This window comes from Pontivivens nitratireducens (assembly GCF_014235845.1).
GTDB lineage: Bacteria > Pseudomonadota > Alphaproteobacteria > Rhodobacterales > Rhodobacteraceae > Pontivivens > Pontivivens nitratireducens.
Genome location: NZ_JACJUQ010000001.1, coordinates 492,935 through 509,738 on the forward strand (window position 1 = coordinate 492,935; position 16,804 = coordinate 509,738).

Annotated in this window: 19 protein-coding genes; 10 read left to right on the forward strand and 9 right to left on the reverse strand. The window is 63.5% G+C overall.

Going from position 1 to position 16,804, the window contains the following annotated elements:
• Positions 1 to 5: 5 nt before the first annotated feature.
• Both H1S03_RS02665 and H1S03_RS02670 read left to right on the forward strand, forming a co-directional pair.
• Complete coding sequence (locus tag H1S03_RS02665) at positions 6 to 920, forward strand: LysR substrate-binding domain-containing protein (protein ID WP_185803018.1); 915 nt, start codon at positions 6 to 8, stop codon at positions 918 to 920.
• Positions 917 to 1,756, forward strand: a complete 840-nt coding sequence (locus tag H1S03_RS02670) for a glutamate racemase (RefSeq protein ID WP_185803019.1) — start codon at positions 917 to 919, stop codon at positions 1,754 to 1,756. Before H1S03_RS02665 ends, H1S03_RS02670 begins: the two co-directional genes overlap by 4 nt.
• A 20-nt stretch (positions 1,757 to 1,776) precedes the next feature.
• On the opposite strand, the gene H1S03_RS02675 is transcribed toward H1S03_RS02670, so the two are convergent.
• Positions 1,777 to 2,151 (reverse strand): MerR family transcriptional regulator, encoded by a 375-nt coding sequence (locus H1S03_RS02675; RefSeq protein WP_185803020.1) that lies wholly within the window; start codon positions 2,149 to 2,151, stop codon positions 1,777 to 1,779.
• Positions 2,152 to 2,346: 195 nt separating this feature from the next.
• Here H1S03_RS02675 and H1S03_RS02680 point away from each other — a divergent pair, with 195 nt between their 5' ends.
• The 3 genes from H1S03_RS02680 to H1S03_RS02690 all read left to right on the forward strand — a co-directional run bounded on the left by H1S03_RS02680 (position 2,347) and on the right by H1S03_RS02690 (position 3,595).
• Complete coding sequence (locus tag H1S03_RS02680; RefSeq protein WP_185803021.1) at positions 2,347 to 2,796, forward strand: PaaI family thioesterase; 450 nt, start codon at positions 2,347 to 2,349, stop codon at positions 2,794 to 2,796.
• Positions 2,793 to 3,299 (forward strand): PaaI family thioesterase, encoded by a 507-nt coding sequence (locus H1S03_RS02685; RefSeq protein ID WP_185803022.1) that lies wholly within the window; start codon positions 2,793 to 2,795, stop codon positions 3,297 to 3,299. Before H1S03_RS02680 ends, H1S03_RS02685 begins: the two co-directional genes overlap by 4 nt.
• Before the next feature lie 89 nt (positions 3,300 to 3,388).
• A complete protein-coding gene (locus H1S03_RS02690) occupies positions 3,389 to 3,595 on the forward strand; it encodes a hypothetical protein (protein ID WP_185803023.1) in 207 nt (68 codons plus the stop codon).
• Here H1S03_RS02690 and H1S03_RS02695 read toward each other — a convergent pair.
• From H1S03_RS02695 to H1S03_RS02705, 3 genes are read right to left on the reverse strand one after another with little or no spacing between them, the layout of a single operon-like run.
• Entirely contained in the window at positions 3,562 to 4,869 is a 1,308-nt protein-coding gene (locus H1S03_RS02695) for an MATE family efflux transporter (protein WP_185803073.1), read from the reverse strand. The two genes, H1S03_RS02690 and H1S03_RS02695, sit on opposite strands and share 34 nt — an antisense overlap.
• An 11-nt stretch (positions 4,870 to 4,880) precedes the next feature.
• Positions 4,881 to 5,741 carry a DMT family transporter gene (locus H1S03_RS02700; RefSeq protein ID WP_185803074.1) on the reverse strand — a complete coding sequence of 287 codons (861 nt, stop codon included), beginning with the start codon at positions 5,739 to 5,741 and terminating at the stop codon, positions 4,881 to 4,883.
• 44 nt (positions 5,742 to 5,785) lie between these two features.
• Positions 5,786 to 7,192, reverse strand: coding sequence for an aminotransferase-like domain-containing protein (locus tag H1S03_RS02705; protein ID WP_185803024.1), 1,407 nt, complete (start codon positions 7,190 to 7,192; stop codon positions 5,786 to 5,788).
• A gap of 100 nt (positions 7,193 to 7,292) precedes the next feature.
• On the opposite strand from H1S03_RS02705, the gene H1S03_RS02710 reads away from it, so the two are divergent.
• From H1S03_RS02710 to serA, 3 genes are all read left to right on the forward strand, one after another.
• Entirely contained in the window at positions 7,293 to 7,481 is a 189-nt protein-coding gene (locus H1S03_RS02710; protein WP_185803025.1) for a DUF1127 domain-containing protein, read from the forward strand.
• Between the two features lie 219 nt (positions 7,482 to 7,700).
• A complete protein-coding gene (locus H1S03_RS02715) occupies positions 7,701 to 8,864 on the forward strand; it encodes a phosphoserine transaminase (RefSeq protein WP_185803026.1) in 1,164 nt (387 codons plus the stop codon).
• A gap of 79 nt (positions 8,865 to 8,943) precedes the next feature.
• Positions 8,944 to 10,536 carry a phosphoglycerate dehydrogenase gene (gene serA, locus H1S03_RS02720; RefSeq protein ID WP_185803027.1) on the forward strand — a complete coding sequence of 531 codons (1,593 nt, stop codon included), beginning with the start codon at positions 8,944 to 8,946 and terminating at the stop codon, positions 10,534 to 10,536.
• 167 nt (positions 10,537 to 10,703) lie between these two features.
• Here serA and H1S03_RS17615 read toward each other — a convergent pair whose 3' ends face one another.
• The 3 genes from H1S03_RS17615 to H1S03_RS02730 form a co-directional block, all read right to left on the reverse strand.
• Positions 10,704 to 10,832 carry a hypothetical protein gene (locus H1S03_RS17615; RefSeq protein WP_283810319.1) on the reverse strand — a complete coding sequence of 43 codons (129 nt, stop codon included), beginning with the start codon at positions 10,830 to 10,832 and terminating at the stop codon, positions 10,704 to 10,706.
• A gap of 68 nt (positions 10,833 to 10,900) precedes the next feature.
• Positions 10,901 to 11,332, reverse strand: coding sequence for an FKBP-type peptidyl-prolyl cis-trans isomerase (locus tag H1S03_RS02725; RefSeq protein WP_185803028.1), 432 nt, complete (start codon positions 11,330 to 11,332; stop codon positions 10,901 to 10,903).
• Between the two features lie 193 nt (positions 11,333 to 11,525).
• Positions 11,526 to 13,001, reverse strand: a complete 1,476-nt coding sequence (locus tag H1S03_RS02730) for a DNA recombination protein RmuC (protein ID WP_221892561.1) — start codon at positions 12,999 to 13,001, stop codon at positions 11,526 to 11,528.
• A 115-nt stretch (positions 13,002 to 13,116) separates the two neighbouring features.
• Here H1S03_RS02730 and H1S03_RS02735 point away from each other — a divergent pair, with 115 nt between their 5' ends.
• Positions 13,117 to 14,409, forward strand: a complete 1,293-nt coding sequence (locus H1S03_RS02735; protein ID WP_185803029.1) for an adenylosuccinate synthase — start codon at positions 13,117 to 13,119, stop codon at positions 14,407 to 14,409.
• A gap of 81 nt (positions 14,410 to 14,490) precedes the next feature.
• Here H1S03_RS02735 and H1S03_RS02740 read toward each other — a convergent pair whose 3' ends face one another.
• Positions 14,491 to 15,150, reverse strand: coding sequence for a J domain-containing protein (locus tag H1S03_RS02740; protein ID WP_166190987.1), 660 nt, complete (start codon positions 15,148 to 15,150; stop codon positions 14,491 to 14,493).
• 105 nt (positions 15,151 to 15,255) lie between these two features.
• On the opposite strand from H1S03_RS02740, the gene H1S03_RS02745 reads away from it, so the two are divergent.
• A complete protein-coding gene (locus H1S03_RS02745; protein ID WP_430700869.1) occupies positions 15,256 to 15,510 on the forward strand; it encodes a BolA family protein in 255 nt (84 codons plus the stop codon).
• 48 nt (positions 15,511 to 15,558) lie between these two features.
• On the opposite strand, the gene argE is transcribed toward H1S03_RS02745, so the two are convergent.
• Complete coding sequence (gene argE, locus H1S03_RS02750) at positions 15,559 to 16,716, reverse strand: acetylornithine deacetylase (protein WP_185803031.1); 1,158 nt, start codon at positions 16,714 to 16,716, stop codon at positions 15,559 to 15,561.
• Positions 16,717 to 16,804: the final 88 nt, after the last annotated feature.

Genomic DNA, 16,804 nt, shown 5'->3' on the forward strand with positions numbered 1-16,804 from the left:
GCTATATGGCGCAGCTTCGTGACATTCCCCTCAACGCCCTGCGCGCGGTCGAAACGGTCGCGCGACTGGGCACGCTGCGCGCTGCCGCGACGGCGCTGGGTGTGACGCAGGGCGCGGTAAGCCAGCATTTGCGCCGGGCGGAGGATCGTTTGGGCGCGCAGCTTTTCACGCGCGGCCCGCAGGGGCTGATCCTGACGGAGCTGGGTGAGGCCGTCGTCACCGATCTGAGCCGTGGATTTGCCTTGCTGGAACAGGCCGTCATCACCGCGTCGCGCAGGGATGAAAGCGCATTGACGGTATCCGTGGCCCCGGTTTTCGCCTCGAAATGGCTGGTCTGGCGGATGAACGATTTCGCGCAGGCGCATCCTGACCTGACATTGCGGATCGAGGCGAGCATGTCCCTCATCTCCCCTCGCATGGGGGGTGCGGATGTCGCGATCCGTGTGGGGCCGGGCGGTTGGCGGGACGTCTACGCACGAAAGCTGGCGGACATGCTGGTGTTCCCGGTGTGCAGTCCCGCACTGGCCGAACGGGTGGCATCGGCGGAAGATCTGCGGGCCCTGCCGGTTCTGCACGATCTGCACGCCGCAGACCTTTGGCCGGACTGGTGGCGCGAACACGCGGGCGGAGGCGCGCCACCCGCCCGCACCGGACCGGCCTATTCCGACGCGGCATTGTGTCTGGATGCCGCGATTGCGGGGCAGGGCGTGCTGATGGCGTGGCCGACCTTGGCGGGGGACGCGCTGGCGCGGGGCCAACTGGTTCGCCCGGTCGAGGGGATCCTGTCCAGCGGCAACGCATACTGGCTGATTACGCAGGGGCCGCGCATGACGCCCGACATTCGCGCCTTCTTCGACTGGGTGCAGGCGGAACTGGGGCGCAGCTATGCGGCCCTAGATTTGGACTTGGGGGCCGTATGATCGGCGTGTTCGACAGTGGCCACGGCGGGCTGACCACGCTGGCCGCATTGCAGCGCGATCTGCCCGAACAGACGTTCCTCTATCTGGGGGACCATGCCAATGCGCCCTACGGGTCGCGCACGCCGGGTGAGATCACGGCCCTGACCCGCGCCGCATTGCAAAGCCTGTTCGACCGGGGGTGCACTCTGGTCATCATCGCCTGCAATACTGCGGCAGCGGTCGCATTGCGCGATTTGCAGCAGGGATGGCTGGCGCGGGAATATCCCCGGCACCGGGCGCTCGGCGTTTTCGTACCGGTGATCGAGGCCCTGTCCGGGCGCGGCTGGGCAGATGACAGCCCCCCTGACGACGGTGCGGGGCAGCGGATCGCGATCTTCGCCACGCAGGCCACCGTGGACAGCGGGGCCTTTCCGCGCGAAATGGCCTATCGCGCCCGCAACGTCGATATCAGGCAGGTGGCGTGCCCCGGTCTGGTAGAGGCATTGGAGGCGGGGCAGACCGGACAGGCGCGCGCGCTGGCCCGCGATTTCGCGGGCAGGCTGGAGGGGTTCGTTCCCGACAAGGTTTTTCTGGGCTGTACGCATTATCCGCTGGTCGCGGATGCCTTCGCTGCGGGGTTGCCACCGGGCACGCCGATCCTGTCGCAACCCGATTGCGTCGCGGCCAGTCTGCGCGATTACCTGAAACGCCACCCGCGCCACGGCGATCTGCCGGGCGACCCCTCGCGCCAAACGGCTTATCCAACGATAGCCTATCTGACGACGGGCGATCCGGCGCAGGTCAGATCCGCCGCACATGCGCTGACGGGGCACGATTTCGATTTTCGCAGCTTGTAAGGGCAGGTGCCTTGTCCGCGTCAGGTTTCCAAGGCGCTTTCCACGACGTCACGCAGGCGTGTCAGCTCATCTATCGCCTCCTCCAGCTCCCGCTTTCGCGATTCCAGTTCCTCGATCTGACGTGTGCTGATTTCGACCCATTCGCGATATTGCGTGGTCTGGTTATCCTCAATCTCGTACAGGGCGAGCCATTGCCGGATTTCCTCCAGACTGAAACCGAAGCGTCGCCCGCGCAGAATCAAGGTCAGTCGCGCACGCTCACGCGCGCCATACAGCCGCTTGCGACCGTCCCTCTGCGGTGTCAGCAATTCGATATATTCGTAATAGCGCAACGTTCTGGGGGTGATGTCGAACTCTTCGCACATCTGCTGAAGGGTCTGCTTTACTTCCGTCATCCCCTGAACCTCCTGTACATATGACCGGTCTGCCCGCCGCCTTTCCTTTAATTTCGGACATACGGCAGGAAAATCAAGGCTTACAAACATTCCGCGATTTCCCGGCCCATCCGCGACGGCTCTTTCAAACCGGTGGAGCGCGACATACTGTCTGCGCGAGCCCGCCGGGGGCAGAATATCGAGGAGCCGCTTGAGATGGACAATGTGGAGCTGCTGGAACTGGCGCGCAGGATGGCGCACGTCATTCCGCATTCGCGTGAACTGGGAATGCATATCGAGGATGTCGGCCCCGGCACGGCGGTGATAAGTGTGCCCTACGATACCAGGCTGATCGGTGATCCGGCGACCGGCGTCTTGCATGGCGGCGTCATTACCGCATTGCTGGACGGGTGCTGCGGCACAGCCGTCATGACCCACCCCAAGGCACCCGGCGGTACGGCGACGATCGACCTGCGCATTGATTACATGCGCGGGGCGAAACCCGGAAAGACCGTGACCGCCCGCGCCGAATGCTATCGTATCACCCAGTCCGTCGCGTTCGTGCGGGCCGTGGCGGATGATGGCGACCCCGCCGATCCCGTGGCGCAGGCCAACGGAGCCTTCACGGTGGAGCCACACGGAACCAAGATCGGAAAGACACCATGAGCCGGGATCGCAACCAACCCGTACAGGAAGTGAAGGCCCGCCGCGACGCCGCGCTGTCGCGTCTGACGCAGGCGGTGCCCTATATGCAGTTCATGGGCATCAGCTTCGACCGGCGGGGAAACGAGCTGACGGCGGTGATGAAATATTCCGACCACCTGATCGGCAACCCGCTGCTGCAGGCGCTGCATGGCGGGGCGATCGGCGGGTTTCTGGAATCGTCGGCTCTGGTCGAACTGATGTGGTCGCAGGTCTGGGAGCAAATGGAGGCAGGCGGCCCGCAGGCCGAGGCGATCGAGGCGGGCGACTTCCCAGAATGGCCGAAGGTCCTGGACATCACGGTGGAGTACCTGCGCAGCGGCCTGCCGCGCGACGCCTATGCCCGCGCGACGGTCTCACGCTCGGGACGGCGCTATGCCTCGGTGCGGGTGGAGGCCTGGCAGGACGACAAGACCCGCCCCTTTGCCGAAGCGATGGTGCATTTCGTGATGCCCAGAGCCAGATAAGTGCCTCCGGCGGGGATATTTCGGGAAAGTGAACGGGGGGCGGTGAGCCGTCTTCTGCCGGTCATTCGGCATCACGGGGGGGCCTCAGCATGAAAACCCGTCCCGATTACATCTCGTACGGGGCCGTTGGCACGCTGGGCATCGTGTGGGGGTCCGCCTTTGCCCTGACCGACGTGGCGCTGCGCGGTTTCGGCGCGGTGGAGGTCGTGGCGGCCCGCGCGGGACTGGCCGCGATGGTACTGGTGTGCGTGCGGCCCGACATTCAGCGGGTGGAGGCGGCCTCCAATGCGGGATAGCGCCAGCCCAGTGTCAGACCGCGCAGCACGAAGAACAGCATGAGCGCCGCCCACAGGCCGTGATTGCCAAAGAGCGGCACCAGCGTCCACAATGCCGCGAAATATCCGGCGGCGGACAGCAGCATCATGTTGCGCATGTCGCGTGTCCGTGTCGCACCGATGAAAATACCGTCCAGCATGAAGCATGGCAGCCCGACCACAGGGGCCAGCACCATCCATGGCAGATAGACGCGGGCGACGTCCTGCACGTTCTGCGCGGTCGTCATCTGCTCAATGACTGCACCGCCCGCGAACAGGAACATCGCGGACATCAGGCAGACGGCGCCGACGCCCCACAGGCTGGTCAGACGGGCGGCCTGTCGCAGGGCCGCGCGGTTTCGCGCGCCGAACGCGGCACCGACCATGGCCTCCGCCGCGAAGGCGAAACCGTCCAGCGCGTAGGCCGTCAGGTTCAGGAATTGCAGCAGGATCTGGTTCGCGGCCAACGTCACGTCGCTCAACCCAGCCGCGCGGAACGTGACCGACATGAAGCACAGTTGCAGCAGGACCGACCGGATCATGATGTCGGTGTTCACCGCGATCATGGGTTTGAGCATTGCCATGTCACCGACCCGTGCGCGGTCGCGCCAATGCGGTGCGCGAAACACGTCGCGGCACAGAAACAGGCCCACCGCCGCGCCTGCAAGCTCCGCGATCACGGTGGCCAGCGCGACGCCGGCAACCCCCATGTCCATCCCCAGCACGAAGGTCAGCGACAGCACGATGTTCAGGCCGTTCATGGTCATTTGCAGGATCAGAACGCCGTGCGTCCGCTCCACCGCGATCAGCCAGCCGGTCAGTGCGTAGACGGCAATGGCAAAGGGCGCGCCCCAGATGCGGATGGCGATATAGGTCTGGCCGAGGGTTTCGACCTCGTCGCTGCCCTTTGCAATCCAGAAGGCAAGGCGAGTGATCGGAAGCTGCAGCACGATCAGGGCGAGGCCCGCGACACCGGCGATCAGCAAGGCGCGGCTGAGATGGGCGTCACGCTCCGCTATGTCTCCACGCCCGGCCGCCTGCGCGACCATGCCAGTGGTGCCCATGCGCAGGAAACCGAAAATCCAGTAGATCGCGCTGAGGATGATCGCACCGATGGCGACCCCTCCGATCGGGGCGGCGGCGCCCAGCTGGCCCACGGCATAGGTATCGACCAGCCCCATCAGCGGGATCGTCGCGTTCGACAGAACGATGGGCAACGCGATCGCCAATACGCGGCGATTGGTGACAGGCTTCATCGGCGCAATGTTCACGGGCGCAATCTTTGCGCTGGGCTGCGGCTGACCACCAGACCGGCGATGATCAGGATCAGGGCGAACAGGAACGCGCTAGGCAGGCTTTCACCCAGGAATACTGTGCCCAGAATCACGGCCCAGACCGGAACCTGATAGTTGACCAGACTCAGGAACGAGGGGCCCGCGCTGCGCGTGACGCTGACCAGGATGACCGTTGCCAGCGCCGTGGGCAGCAGCCCCAGATAGAGCAACCCGGCCACGGCCTTGACCGGGGGCAGGGCGGGAACACCCTCGATCAGCAGGGCCGCGGGCACGATCAATATCGCGGCCACCGTCAGGCCCGCGGCGGAATAGGCGATCAGGCCCACCGGCGGACACAGCCGGGTGTTGATCGAGCCGATGGCATAGCACGCCGACGCGCCGACGCAGGCCAATCGCGCCAGCCCCGCGCCTTGCCCTTGCGGCAGACCGATCAGCACGACGACGCCCGCAAAGCCGATGGCGAAGCCCGCAACCTTGCGCAAGCTCATCCTCTCACCCGGAACCATCAGATGCGCCAGCGGCAGCACCATCAATGGCACGATCGCCATGGTGATCCCCGCAAAGCTGGAGGTCACGGATTCCTGAGCCCAGCTGAGCAGGGCGAAGGGGATTGCGTTGGTGAACAGGGCCATGCCCAGGATGTGCGCCCAGATGCGCGGCCCATTCGGCGCGGACCAGCGCGGCAGACCGCCCGCGCGCAGGGCCAATCCCACCAGAATGATTGCCGCCAGACCGATGCGCCCTGCCGCCGTCGTGATCGGGCCGAAGCCGGTCAGCGCCAGTTCCACCCCCAGAAACGAAGCCCCCCAGATCAGGCCGAGCAGTCCCAGCATTGCCCAGTCGCGCGGGGTGGCATTCGCGGTCACGGCAACCGTGCTCACGCCATCAACTCCACCGGCGGATGGGCTAGGATGCGACTGATCCGGCTGAGGCAATCCGCGAAGGTCTCATCGCTCAATCCCATGCCCAGGGCGATGCGGATCTTGTTGGGCACGTCCGCGCCCGGCAAAACGTAGGCGCCGGCTGTGGCGATGCGCACGCCTGCCTCGGCACAGGCGCGATCAAAGGCGGCGAGGTGCCACCCCTCGGGCAGGGGCAACCAAGCGAAGTTCGCGCCGATCGCCGTGTGCACGCCCCATGGCGCAAGGTAGGAGCGCAGCAGCGCGGCGCGTTCTTCCAGATGCTTGCGCGCATTGATGCGAATCTCGTCCGCCGTGCCGCTCTCGATCAACTCGGCCACGGTCTGTCCGATCAGGGAGGACACGCGGTAGTTCATCGCCTGTATGATGCCCTGTCCGATGGCCCCGCGACCGGGGGGCGTGACCAGACAGCCGAACCGCAATCCCGCCGCGACGCATTTCGACAGCGAGGTGGCATACCATGTCCTCTCCGGCGCGAGGGCCGGGAAGGACGGGGGGCGGCTTTCCATCAGCCAGCCATAGACGTCGTCCTCTATGATCTGCACGTCATGGGCGCGGGCCAGCTCTGCAATCTGGATGCGCCGGTTTTCGGGCATCGTGACCAGAGTGGGATTGTGCAGGTTCGGCGTGACCAGCATGGCCTGAGGGCGGGCGGTGCGGCAGGCCTCGGTCAGGGCGTCGATCTGCAAGCCGTGTTCGTCCGACTGTATGGGGTACAATGTGACGCCAGCCAGCTTCGCCGCCTGTTGAAAGCCGGGATAGATCAGGTCGGATACCAGGATAACGGGATGCGGGCCGGAGGTGACAGCCATCATCGCGACAAGCACGGCCTGTTGTGCCCCATAGGTGGGTACAATCGCATCCTTGTCCGCGACGACGCCCCCCTCGGCCAGCCAGCCCGCCAGCGCCTTGCGCGTGGACAGGTCATTCGTGGCGCGGGTGTAATCGTCCAGCACGACGGAGCCGCGCTGCATCACACGCTTGATCGCCTCGTTTATAAGGTGTTCCTGACCCACCATGGGTGAGCGGGAGTTGCGCAGGTCTATCTGACCTTCCAAAGTCTGATTTGTTAATGGGTGCAAGGGGATAAAGGTTCCGGTCTCCCGGCGATCCCGCACAAATGTGCCCTGACCGACGGTGGCGCGCAGGGCGCCTGCCTCCGTTGCCTCACGGTAGGCGCGGGCGACGGTGCCGGGGGTCACGCCAATCTCCCACGCCAGTTCGCGTACCGGGGGCAGCTTCGCCCCGGATGCCAAAGCGCCGCTTCGGATTGCGTCCTCGATCGCGACGGAGAGGGTGCGATATTTCGGGGCCACGCTGTTGGCAAGGTCGGGAACCCAGCTCGTATCGAATCTTGTACCCATGACAAAACTCCGGTGGAAAAGCGTCGGTGGTGTTTGTACCTGTATCGCGTGGCTTTAACAGACACAAACCGCATATTGTATTGGTACAAGGAAGGCGATAATGTCCTATCTCACACTTACGTTCCTCTATGGCGGATCCCGTCGTGGTTTTGCGTCGGTCGTGGCGACATGGGCAGGTCGTGCGCGCACACGCCGCCATTTGAAACGCCTGGATAGTCACCTGTTGCGCGATATCGGGTTGAGCGACCTGGCCGCCCAGCGTGAGGTGCAGCGCCCCTTCTGGGATTGAGCGCATCCTCGCACGTGTTGGCCAACCCTCTTCCCGACGGATGGCTATGACTGGCCCTCGATCTGATCGGGGGCCTTTTTTTGTCCCGCGCAGTTGAGCGTGCGCATTTGAGCGATTGACGCGGGATGCATTGCACCATATCCGGTTTGTGGGTGCACAGCCGGACTAAGGGCGAGCGGCGGTGTACTCAGGAATTTCGCCCTGACGACGGAGCCGTCCATGAGCTTCCCTACCCAGCCGCAGGTCAAGCCTGCGCGTCCTGAATTCTCCTCCGGTCCCTGTCCCAAGCGCCCCGGCTGGTCTGCCGCCGCAGTTGCGGAACGTGCCTTCCTTGGCCGTTCGCACCGGGCCGCCGGCCCCAAGGCGCAGATCAAGGCCGTCATCGACAAGACCGCCGAGTTGCTGAACGTCCCCTCCGATTACGTGGTCGGCATCGTGCCAGCCTCAGACACCGGCGCCTATGAGATGGCGATGTGGTCCATGCTGGGCGAGCGCCCGGTGGATATGCTTGTCTGGGAAAGCTTCGGCAAGGGCTGGGCCACCGATGCCACCAAACAGCTCAAGCTGGACGATTGCCGCGTGATCGAGGCCGCCTATGGCGAACTGCCCGACCTGAACGATGTGCGCAAGGACGCCGATATCTGCTTCACGCAGAACGGCACGACCTCTGGCGCGCGCATTCCGAATTTCGACTGGATCGCCAGTGACCGCCAGGGGCTGACCTTCGTCGATGCGACCTCCGCCGTGTTTGCGCAGCCGGTCGACTGGTCCAAGGTAGATGTGCTGACATTCTCCTGGCAGAAGGTGCTGGGCGGGGAGGGGGCGCACGGCGTTCTGGTCCTGTCGCCCCGCGCCATCGCCCGGCTGGAAAGCTATTCCCCGGACCGTCCGTTGCCCAAGATCTTCCGCCTGACCAAGGGCGGCAAGCTGATCGACGGCATCTTCAGCGGTGCGACGATCAACACGCCGTCCATGTGGGCCGTCGCCGATGCCGAGGACGCGCTGGACTGGGTGGCCGATCTGGGCGCCACAGCGACGATGGAGCGGGCGCAGGACAACTACGCCGCCCTGCAATACTGGGTGGACGACACGCACTGGATTGAAAACCTGGTGGCGAACCCGCTGAACCGCTCCAACACGTCCGTCTGCCTCAAGATCACCGATCCGGCGGTCGTGGCGCTGGATGAGGACGGGCAGAGGGCCTTCGTCAAGAAGATGGTCAAGTTGCTGGAGACCGAAGAGGTCGCCTATGACATCAACGGCTATCGCGACGCGCCTGCGGGTCTGCGCATCTGGTGCGGTGCGACGGTGGACGCGACCGATATACGTCGGTTGACGCCATGGCTCGACTGGGCGTTTCAGTCCGTCAAAGCCTCCATGTGATTTCGCGCCCCGGCCACGTGCCGGGGGCATTTTCTTTGCGCCGCCTATAGGGCAGGCGACCGTTACAGGACCGTTCAAAATGGCAAAAGTACTCATCTCCGACGCGCTTTCGGAAGCAGCCGTGCAGATTTTCCGCGACAATGGGGTGGAGGTGGATTTCCAGCCCAAGCTGGGCAAGGATCCGGCGAAACTGGCTGAGATCATTGGCGATTACGATGGCCTCGCCATCCGCTCCGCCACAAAGGCGACCGCCGATCTGATCGCCAAGGCCACCAACCTCAAGGCTATTGGCCGCGCCGGGATCGGTGTGGACAACGTCGATATCGCCGCTGCCTCCGCCAAGGGGATTGTGGTGATGAACACGCCGTTCGGCAACTCGATTACCACGGCCGAGCACGCCATCGCGATGATGTTCGCCGTCGCCCGCCAGATCCCCGAGGCCGATGCCTCGACCCGCGCCGGCAAGTGGGAGAAGTCCCGCTTCATGGGCACCGAGATCACGCGCAAGACGCTGGGTCTGATCGGCTGCGGCAATATCGGGTCCATCGTGGCCGACCGTGCGCTGGGTCTGCGGATGAAGGTCGTGGCCTTCGATCCGTTCCTGTCCAGCACCCGGGCGGAGAAGCTGGGCGTGACCAAGGTCGAAACCATCGAGGAGCTGCTGCCCCTCGCGGATTTCGTGACGCTGCACCTGCCCAAGACCGAGAAAACCGCCGGTCTGTTGAACGAGGATCGCATCCGGCTGATGAAGAAGGGTGCCTATCTGATCAACTGCGCCCGGGGTGGTCTGGTGGATGAGGCGGCTGTCGCGCAGGCGCTGCACGACGGTCATCTGGCCGGGGCCGCCTTCGACGTCTTTGCTGAGGAGCCTGCCACGGACAACCCGCTGTTCACCGCGCCCAACGTCGTGTGCACGCCGCATCTGGGCGCCGCGACCAGCGAAGCGCAGGAGAATGTGGCACTGCAGGTGGCCGAGCAGATGTCGGACTATCTGATGAAGGGCGCGATCTCCAACGCGATCAACGCGCCGTCTGTGACCGCCGAGGAAGCACCAATCCTCAAGCCGTGGATTGACCTCGCTGAAATCCTCGGCGGTTTTGCCGGTCAGGTTACCGAATCTCCGATCAAGGAAATCGAGATCGAGTTTGTCGGCAAGGTCGGTGAGCTGAACCTCAAGCCGCTGACCTCGGCGCTGACCTCCGCGCTGATGAAACCGCTGGTCGGTGAGGGCGGCGTCAACATGGTGTCCGCCCCTATCGTCGCACGCGAGCGTGGTGTGAAAATCGCGGAGACGCGCAAGGACGAGCAGGGCGCATACGGTTCGTATATGCGGTTGATCGTCACGACGGAGAAACAGACCCGCTCGGTCGCCGGTACGGTCTTCTCGGACGGCAAGCCGCGGTTCATTCAGATCAAGGGGATCGGGCTGGAGGCGGAGCCGCTCGACTTCATGCTCTACACCACCAATGCCGATACTCCGGGCTATATCGGTGCGCTGGGTACGAAGCTGGGCGATCTGGGCGTGAACATCGCGACATTCGCCCTTGGCCGGTCGGTAAAGGATGGAGAAGCGATCGCATTGATAGGCGTGGATCAGGAACTGTCCGAGGCAACGCTGACGGAAATCCGCGCCTTGCCGCAGGTCAAGCAGGCCAAAGCCCTGAAGTTCTGATTTGTCGGGATGGCCCTGCGCAGGTGGGGCCATTCAGATCACGATAGTGGGCCTAACCCCCGTGGAGCGGTCAGACTGGTAGTGGCCGCTTTGACCGGGACGTCGTGATCGAGACCCCAAAAGTGCAAGAAAAATAAGCGAAAGACCCCTGAGAAGCCTCAGGGGTCTTAGCGTTTTGTCGGTCCGGCCCGGTCGTCCGAACTGCCGTTGTCGTCTGCATTGTCACGTGTCGTGACTGCGAAAATTATTAGCGCCGCAGCCGCTATAGCGACCACCGCGAACAAGATACTGTCCATGAACTCGGTCCTGATTTTTTTGGCCTTGGTGCCTTAACGTTACAGGATCGAATTTGGTTCCGATTTTTTTAGCGAGCGACCGAAACAAGTTTGAACTCGAATGTCAGGTCCTTGCCAGCCAGCGGGTGATTGGCGTCCAGGGTGACGGTCTCTTCCTCGATCTTGGTCACGACCAGAGGAATCGTGGCACCCTGAGGGGTCTGCGCCTGAAGCTGCAATCCAACCTCCAGCGGGATCTCGTCCGGGATGGTTTCGCGGGGAACCTGCTGTACCTGGTTCGGATCGGCCTGGCCGTATGCCTCATCCGCGGGAATGGTGACGGTCGCCTCTGCGCCCTCATCCATGCCGGTGACGGCGTCGTCCAGACCCTTGATGATCTGGCCGGAGCCGAGGGTGAAGCTCAACGGATCGCGCCCCTCGGAACTGTCAAATTTCGTGCCATCCGTCAAAGTGCCGGTATAGTGAATCGCGACGGTGTCGCCTGCCTTTGCTGTGGTCATATCGGACCTCCTGCTTGTTTGCCGCCCCACCTCGACACGGCGGGGGGCCAGTTGCATCGGTCGTACCTAATGGATGTGAGATGGATGTAAACCGTCCGAAGGGCAGGTTTGGCCCCGAAATTCCGGTATTGGGCGGGACTGTGGTGCGACACTCGGTTCGCTATGCAGTATCGCGGGCCGGGTATTCAGGGGTCTAATCGTCCAGATCCGAAAATTTGCGTGCGTCCAATTGCCGTATATCTGACTCAATCAACGGTATTTCGGGAACGCTGTCGCCCTGCGGGGCGATCGACATGCCCTCGAACTGTTTGGCCGTGACAAGCACGCGGCTTTCGACCGTGCCAACGATCGTGTTGTAATCGCGCACGGAGTTGGAGATCGAGCGCCCCAGCTTGTCGAGGTGTTTGCCCAATGTGGACAGCCTTTTGTAAAGCTCCTGCGCCAGATCGGTTGCGCGTTGCGCATTCTCGCTCATCCGCTCCTGTTGCCAGCCATAGGCAACGGATTTCAGCAGGGCGATCAGGGTTGTCGGCGTGGCGACGATGACCTTGTTGCGGATCGCATCTTCGAACAATGTCGGATCTTCGCTCAACGCGGCGGAATAGAATGCCTCACCCGGGATGAACATGACGACGAAATCGGGCGATCCGGCGATGACGTCGAAATAGCTTTTCTTTGCAAGGCCCTGCATCTGCACGCGAAGCTGGCGCGCATGATGGGCCAGGCTGGCGGCTTTCTCAGGCCCGTCATCCATACCGGCGGCGGTCAGGAATGCATCGAGCGGGGTTTTCGCGTCGATGACGATCCGCTTGCCTCCGGGCAGATTGACCGTGGCATCGGGGCGCTGACGCTGGCCGTCCACCTCGACCGATTGTTCCATGTGGAAATCCACATGGTCGATCATTCCGGCCATCTCGACAACCTGACGCAGTTGGAATTCGCCCCAGTTTCCGCGAGTCTTCGGCTCTCGCAATGCGGTGACCAGGCGGTTGGTCTCCTTGGTCAGGCGGCGCTGTTCCTCATGCAGTTTGCCGACCTGTTCGGTGACGGTGCGATAGGCACCTTCGCGGGCCTTTTCGATTTCACGGGTCTGTGCCTCGAATTTCGTCAGGTTCTCGCGGATCGGGGCGAGCAAGGTCTCGATGCCCTTTTGTCGTGCGCCCAGATCGGCATCGGCGGCCTGTTTGTGTTTCTCGAACCGCTCCGTCACGGAGGTCAGGAATCGTTCGGCGTTGCCGTCCAGAGCCTTGCGCGCCAGTTCGTCGAAGCGTTTTTCCAGCGCCTCTTGTGCACCGCGCAATTCCTCCATCCGGGCGGCGTGGTTGGCGCGTTCGGCCTTTAGCTCGGAGCTCAGACCGGCGATCTGCTGTTCGGCCTCCCGCAGGACATCGTTCGTCTCATCCAGGCGGTCCTTGTAGTGATCTGCGTGGCCGGCCCGTTCCTGCAACCGGGCACATTCGACATCCAGCGTGGAGCGGGCGCGGGCGGCCTCCTCGGCCATGGTCCTGTGCGTTTCCGCCTCGGACCGCAGGGCCGCGACATCGCGTTTCAAGGCCCGTACGCTGGTCAGGTTGCACAGCAACCAACCCAGAACCGCCGCCGCGATGGCGACGACATACCATTGTTGCAGCCAGGGATATTGTGCGAGAATCTGGTTGATCTGGTCCATGGGGCCTCCTGAATGGGACCGTACAGGGAACATCGGCCGATCGCACCTGCTATTTGCGGTTCCCCCCCGGCGCATCCGACGCTATACCGCCACCGTAACAGCCAAGGAGAATGATATGGCCAATGTCGTCGTCGTAGGCGCCCAATGGGGCGATGAGGGCAAGGGCAAGATCGTCGATTGGCTCAGCGAGCGGGCCGATGTGATCGTGCGCTTTCAGGGCGGGCACAATGCCGGCCATACGCTGGTGATCGACGGCACTGTCTATAAACTGTCGCTGCTGCCCTCCGGCATTCTGCGTGATGGCAAGCTGGGTGTGATCGGAAACGGCGTGGTGCTGGACCCGTGGTCGCTGATGACCGAGATCGACAAGATCGCGGGGCAGGGCGTCACCGTCGGGCCGCACAACCTGATGATTGCGGAAAATACGCCCCTGATCCTGCCGGTCCATCAGGACCTCGACAAGATGCGTGAGGACGCGGCGGGCAAGGCCAAGATCGGCACCACCGGGCGCGGCATCGGCCCCGCTTATGAGGATAAGGTCGGCCGCCGCTCGATCCGCGTTGCAGATCTCGCGGATGAAAAGACGCTCGACGACCGTCTGGACCGGCTGCTGGCGCATCACGATGCGCTGCGCATCGGGTTGGGAGCCGAGGCGATCGAACGTGCGGAGCTAAAGGCGCGCCTGTTGGAAATCGCGCCCAGCATCCTGCAATTCGCCGCCCCCGTCTGGAAGATTTTGGCCGAGAAACGCAAGGCCGGCAACCGCATCCTGTTCGAGGGCGCGCAGGGCGCGCTGCTCGACGTTGATTTCGGCACTTATCCCTATGTCACCTCGTCCAACACACTGGCGGGCATGGCCGCGACCGGATCGGGCATGGGGCCGGGCTCCGTCGGTTTCGTGCTGGGGATCGTCAAGGCCTACACCACTCGCGTGGGTGAGGGGCCGTTCCCGTGCGAACTGAACGACGAGGTCGGCACCCATCTGGCAACCGTGGGTCGTGAGAAGGGCACCGTCACCGGACGCGACCGCCGCTGCGGCTGGTTCGACGCGGTGCTGGTGCGCCAGACCTGTACGACCAGCGGCGTGAAGGGGATCGCGCTGACGAAACTCGACGTGCTCGACGGATTGGACGAGTTGAAGATCTGTACCGGCTACAGGCTGGACGGCGAAGTGCTCGACCATCTGCCCACCGCCGCGGCGCAGCAGGCGCGGGTGGAACCGATCTATGAGACGATGCCGGGCTGGAAGGGCTCGACCGGCGGTGCGCGGTCCTGGGCGGACTTGCCTGCCGAGGCGATCAAATATGTGCGCCGCATCGAGGAGCTGATCGGCTGCCCCGTGGCCCTGCTGTCCACCTCACCCGAGCGGGAGGACACCATTCTGGTCACGGATCCGTTCGCTGATTGAGACCGGTTTTGGATATTTGAAGACAGAAGAAAGGGGCGTCCATGTGGCGCCCCTTTTTACGTCATGCAGGTTTGCGAAAGGTTATTCGGGGAAGGATCGCGAAACCTTGATCTGGTCCCAGGCCCAGACGACCTCCTGCAACTTATCCTCGTCGTCGCGCTTTCCGCCGTTCATGTCGGGGTGAAGGTCCTTGACCATGCTTTTGTAAACCTTGCGCAATTCGGACTTTGTCAACGTGTCCTCCGCGCCGAGGATGTCGAGGGCCTTACGCTCCGTCGGGGGCAGCTTGCGCTTGCGCGGGCGGTTGGGGGCGCTGGCGGGGTTCATCGTGGCGTTTTCGCCCAGCACCTGCATGGGATCGTCGAAGCCGAAGCGGGCCCAGGCGCGCCCCTCGGTGTGGGAGGCGGTCTTTGCCTTCTCGGCCCCGGTCTTGAACGACCATGTGGGCCGTTCACCGACGCGGTCCTTTTCGAGCTGCTCGTCGAACTCCTCCTCGGTATGATATTCGAAGAAGTTCCATTTCTGATTGTACTCGCGGATATGCTCCTTGCAGAACCAGAAGAATTCTTCGAGCCTCTCGCGGGATTTAGGTGCGCGATACAGGCCCTTTTCCTGGCAGCCGGGGCTGTCGCAGGGTTTCGTGGACGTGTTGACGGCGCCCGATTGACCACGCGATTTCGCGCGCCGCCGCTTATCTGCGCCGACGGAAATGTCAAAATCGAACGGGTTGTTACGGGCCATGCCAAATCTCTCCTGCCGGGACTACTTCCGAGTCGGGAGACGAGAGTTTAGACTTATCCCAGCGGAGGTGAAGAGCCGCAGAGCCCAAGGAGATCAGTTTTGCGTGTGGCAGATCGTATCAGTTTGAAATTACAGGAAACCTTTGACCCCACCCGGTTGGAGGTCGTGGACGAATCCCATCTTCACGCCGGTCATGCCGGTGCGCCTGATGGCGGGCAGAGCCATTTTCACGTGGTCATGCGCGCCGATGCGTTCGACGGGTTGAGCAGAGTTGCCGCCCATCGGCGGGTAAATGCCGCCTTGAAGGAGGAACTGGCCGGGCCGATCCATGCGCTGTCCCTCGACGTGGCGGCGCGTTAACCGAGCGGCTGCACTGCGACGGACAGAGGCGGCAGCGCGCACGCAATGTTAATTCTGCAATTCCGCGATCAGGCGAGCGATGAAACGCTCCCCCTCCGCCAATTGTTCGAGGCTCAGGAATTCATCGGGCTGGTGTGCCTGCTCGATGGAACCGGGGCCGCAGATGACGGTGGAGACGCCGCGTTCCTGAAATTGACCGCCCTCGGTGCCGTAGGAGACCTTCTCGGTGGAATTGTCGCCGGTCAGGCGGCGGACCAGCGCCTCCGCCGCGCCGTCGGTTTCCGGCAACAGGCCGGGAACGCGGCCGCGCCGTTCCATCTGGATGGATGCTTCGGGGCGGATCTGCTGAATCTCCGCTTCCAGTTCCGCCGCCTTGGCGCGGAAGCGATCCTCCCATTCATCGACGCTCTCATGCGGAGCGACGCGGATGTCGATCACGAAGGTGCAGTCCTTCGCGGTGATGTTGTGCGCGGTGCCGCCATGGATGACCCCGGCGTGCAGCGTCGTCCACGGCGGCTCGAATCCGGTATCCGAGGGCGCGGCGGCGCGGTTGGCCTGCATTGTGTCATGCATCCAGGTGATCAGGCGGGCGGCGGTCATCACGGCGGACACGCCGGTATGGACCAGCGAGGAATGCACCTCGAACCCGTGCACGTGCACATTCAACCCGATGGAGCCCTTATGTCCATCCACAAGCTTCATCATCGAAGGTTCGCCCACGATGCAGGCCCGCGCGGCGGGCAGTTCGGCGGTGATCCGGTCAATCATCGGCGGCGCGCCGAGGCAGCCGACCTCCTCATCATAGCTCAACGCCAGCATGATCGGATGGGTCAGGTTCGCGTTCAGCATGTCCGGCACAGCGGCAAGCGCGGTGGCCAGAAACCCCTTCATGTCACAGGTGCCGCGCCCGTAAAGCTTTCCTTTGCGCTCCGTCAGGGTGAAGGGATCCGACGTCCAGTCCTGCCCCTCGACCGGAACGACATCCGTATGGCCGGACAGGATCACGCCGCCCGCGACCGGGGGGCCGATCAGGGCGTGCAGGCTGGCCTTGGTTCCGGTGTCGTCATAGGTGCGATGCGTCTCAACCCCGTGCTGGGTCAGGTAATCGGCCACGAAATCGATCAGCGGCAGATTGCTGTCACTGCTGATCGTGGGGATCGCGACCAGACGTTCCAGCATCTGCCGTGCGGTGTAATGATCTGCCATCCCTGACCTTTCGGTTGTGCTCCGGTCGAAGATTGATCCGCTGTCGGACCGGCGTCAAGCAGGCGTATCGCCCCTTGCGCCAAAATGG

Coding starts and splice junctions, on each gene's coding strand:
- argE (WP_185803031.1), bottom strand. CDS start 16,716: ATGGCAGATCATTACACCGCACGGCAGATGCTGGAACGTCTGGTCGCG.
- H1S03_RS02705 (WP_185803024.1), bottom strand. CDS start 7,192: ATGGGTACAAGATTCGATACGAGCTGGGTTCCCGACCTTGCCAACAGC.
- H1S03_RS02695 (WP_185803073.1), bottom strand. CDS start 4,869: ATGAAGCCTGTCACCAATCGCCGCGTATTGGCGATCGCGTTGCCCATC.
- H1S03_RS02735 (WP_185803029.1), top strand. CDS start 13,117: ATGGCCAATGTCGTCGTCGTAGGCGCCCAATGGGGCGATGAGGGCAAG.
- H1S03_RS02675 (WP_185803020.1), bottom strand. CDS start 2,151: ATGACGGAAGTAAAGCAGACCCTTCAGCAGATGTGCGAAGAGTTCGAC.
- H1S03_RS02670 (WP_185803019.1), top strand. CDS start 917: ATGATCGGCGTGTTCGACAGTGGCCACGGCGGGCTGACCACGCTGGCC.
- serA (WP_185803027.1), top strand. CDS start 8,944: ATGGCAAAAGTACTCATCTCCGACGCGCTTTCGGAAGCAGCCGTGCAG.
- H1S03_RS02690 (WP_185803023.1), top strand. CDS start 3,389: ATGAAAACCCGTCCCGATTACATCTCGTACGGGGCCGTTGGCACGCTG.
- H1S03_RS02700 (WP_185803074.1), bottom strand. CDS start 5,741: ATGCTGGGACTGCTCGGCCTGATCTGGGGGGCTTCGTTTCTGGGGGTG.
- H1S03_RS02715 (WP_185803026.1), top strand. CDS start 7,701: ATGAGCTTCCCTACCCAGCCGCAGGTCAAGCCTGCGCGTCCTGAATTC.
- H1S03_RS02740 (WP_166190987.1), bottom strand. CDS start 15,150: ATGGCCCGTAACAACCCGTTCGATTTTGACATTTCCGTCGGCGCAGAT.
- H1S03_RS17615 (WP_283810319.1), bottom strand. CDS start 10,832: ATGGACAGTATCTTGTTCGCGGTGGTCGCTATAGCGGCTGCGGCGCTA.
- H1S03_RS02665 (WP_185803018.1), top strand. CDS start 6: ATGGCGCAGCTTCGTGACATTCCCCTCAACGCCCTGCGCGCGGTCGAA.
- H1S03_RS02710 (WP_185803025.1), top strand. CDS start 7,293: ATGTCCTATCTCACACTTACGTTCCTCTATGGCGGATCCCGTCGTGGT.
- H1S03_RS02725 (WP_185803028.1), bottom strand. CDS start 11,332: ATGACCACAGCAAAGGCAGGCGACACCGTCGCGATTCACTATACCGGC.
- H1S03_RS02730 (WP_221892561.1), bottom strand. CDS start 13,001: ATGGACCAGATCAACCAGATTCTCGCACAATATCCCTGGCTGCAACAA.
- H1S03_RS02680 (WP_185803021.1), top strand. CDS start 2,347: ATGGACAATGTGGAGCTGCTGGAACTGGCGCGCAGGATGGCGCACGTC.
- H1S03_RS02685 (WP_185803022.1), top strand. CDS start 2,793: ATGAGCCGGGATCGCAACCAACCCGTACAGGAAGTGAAGGCCCGCCGC.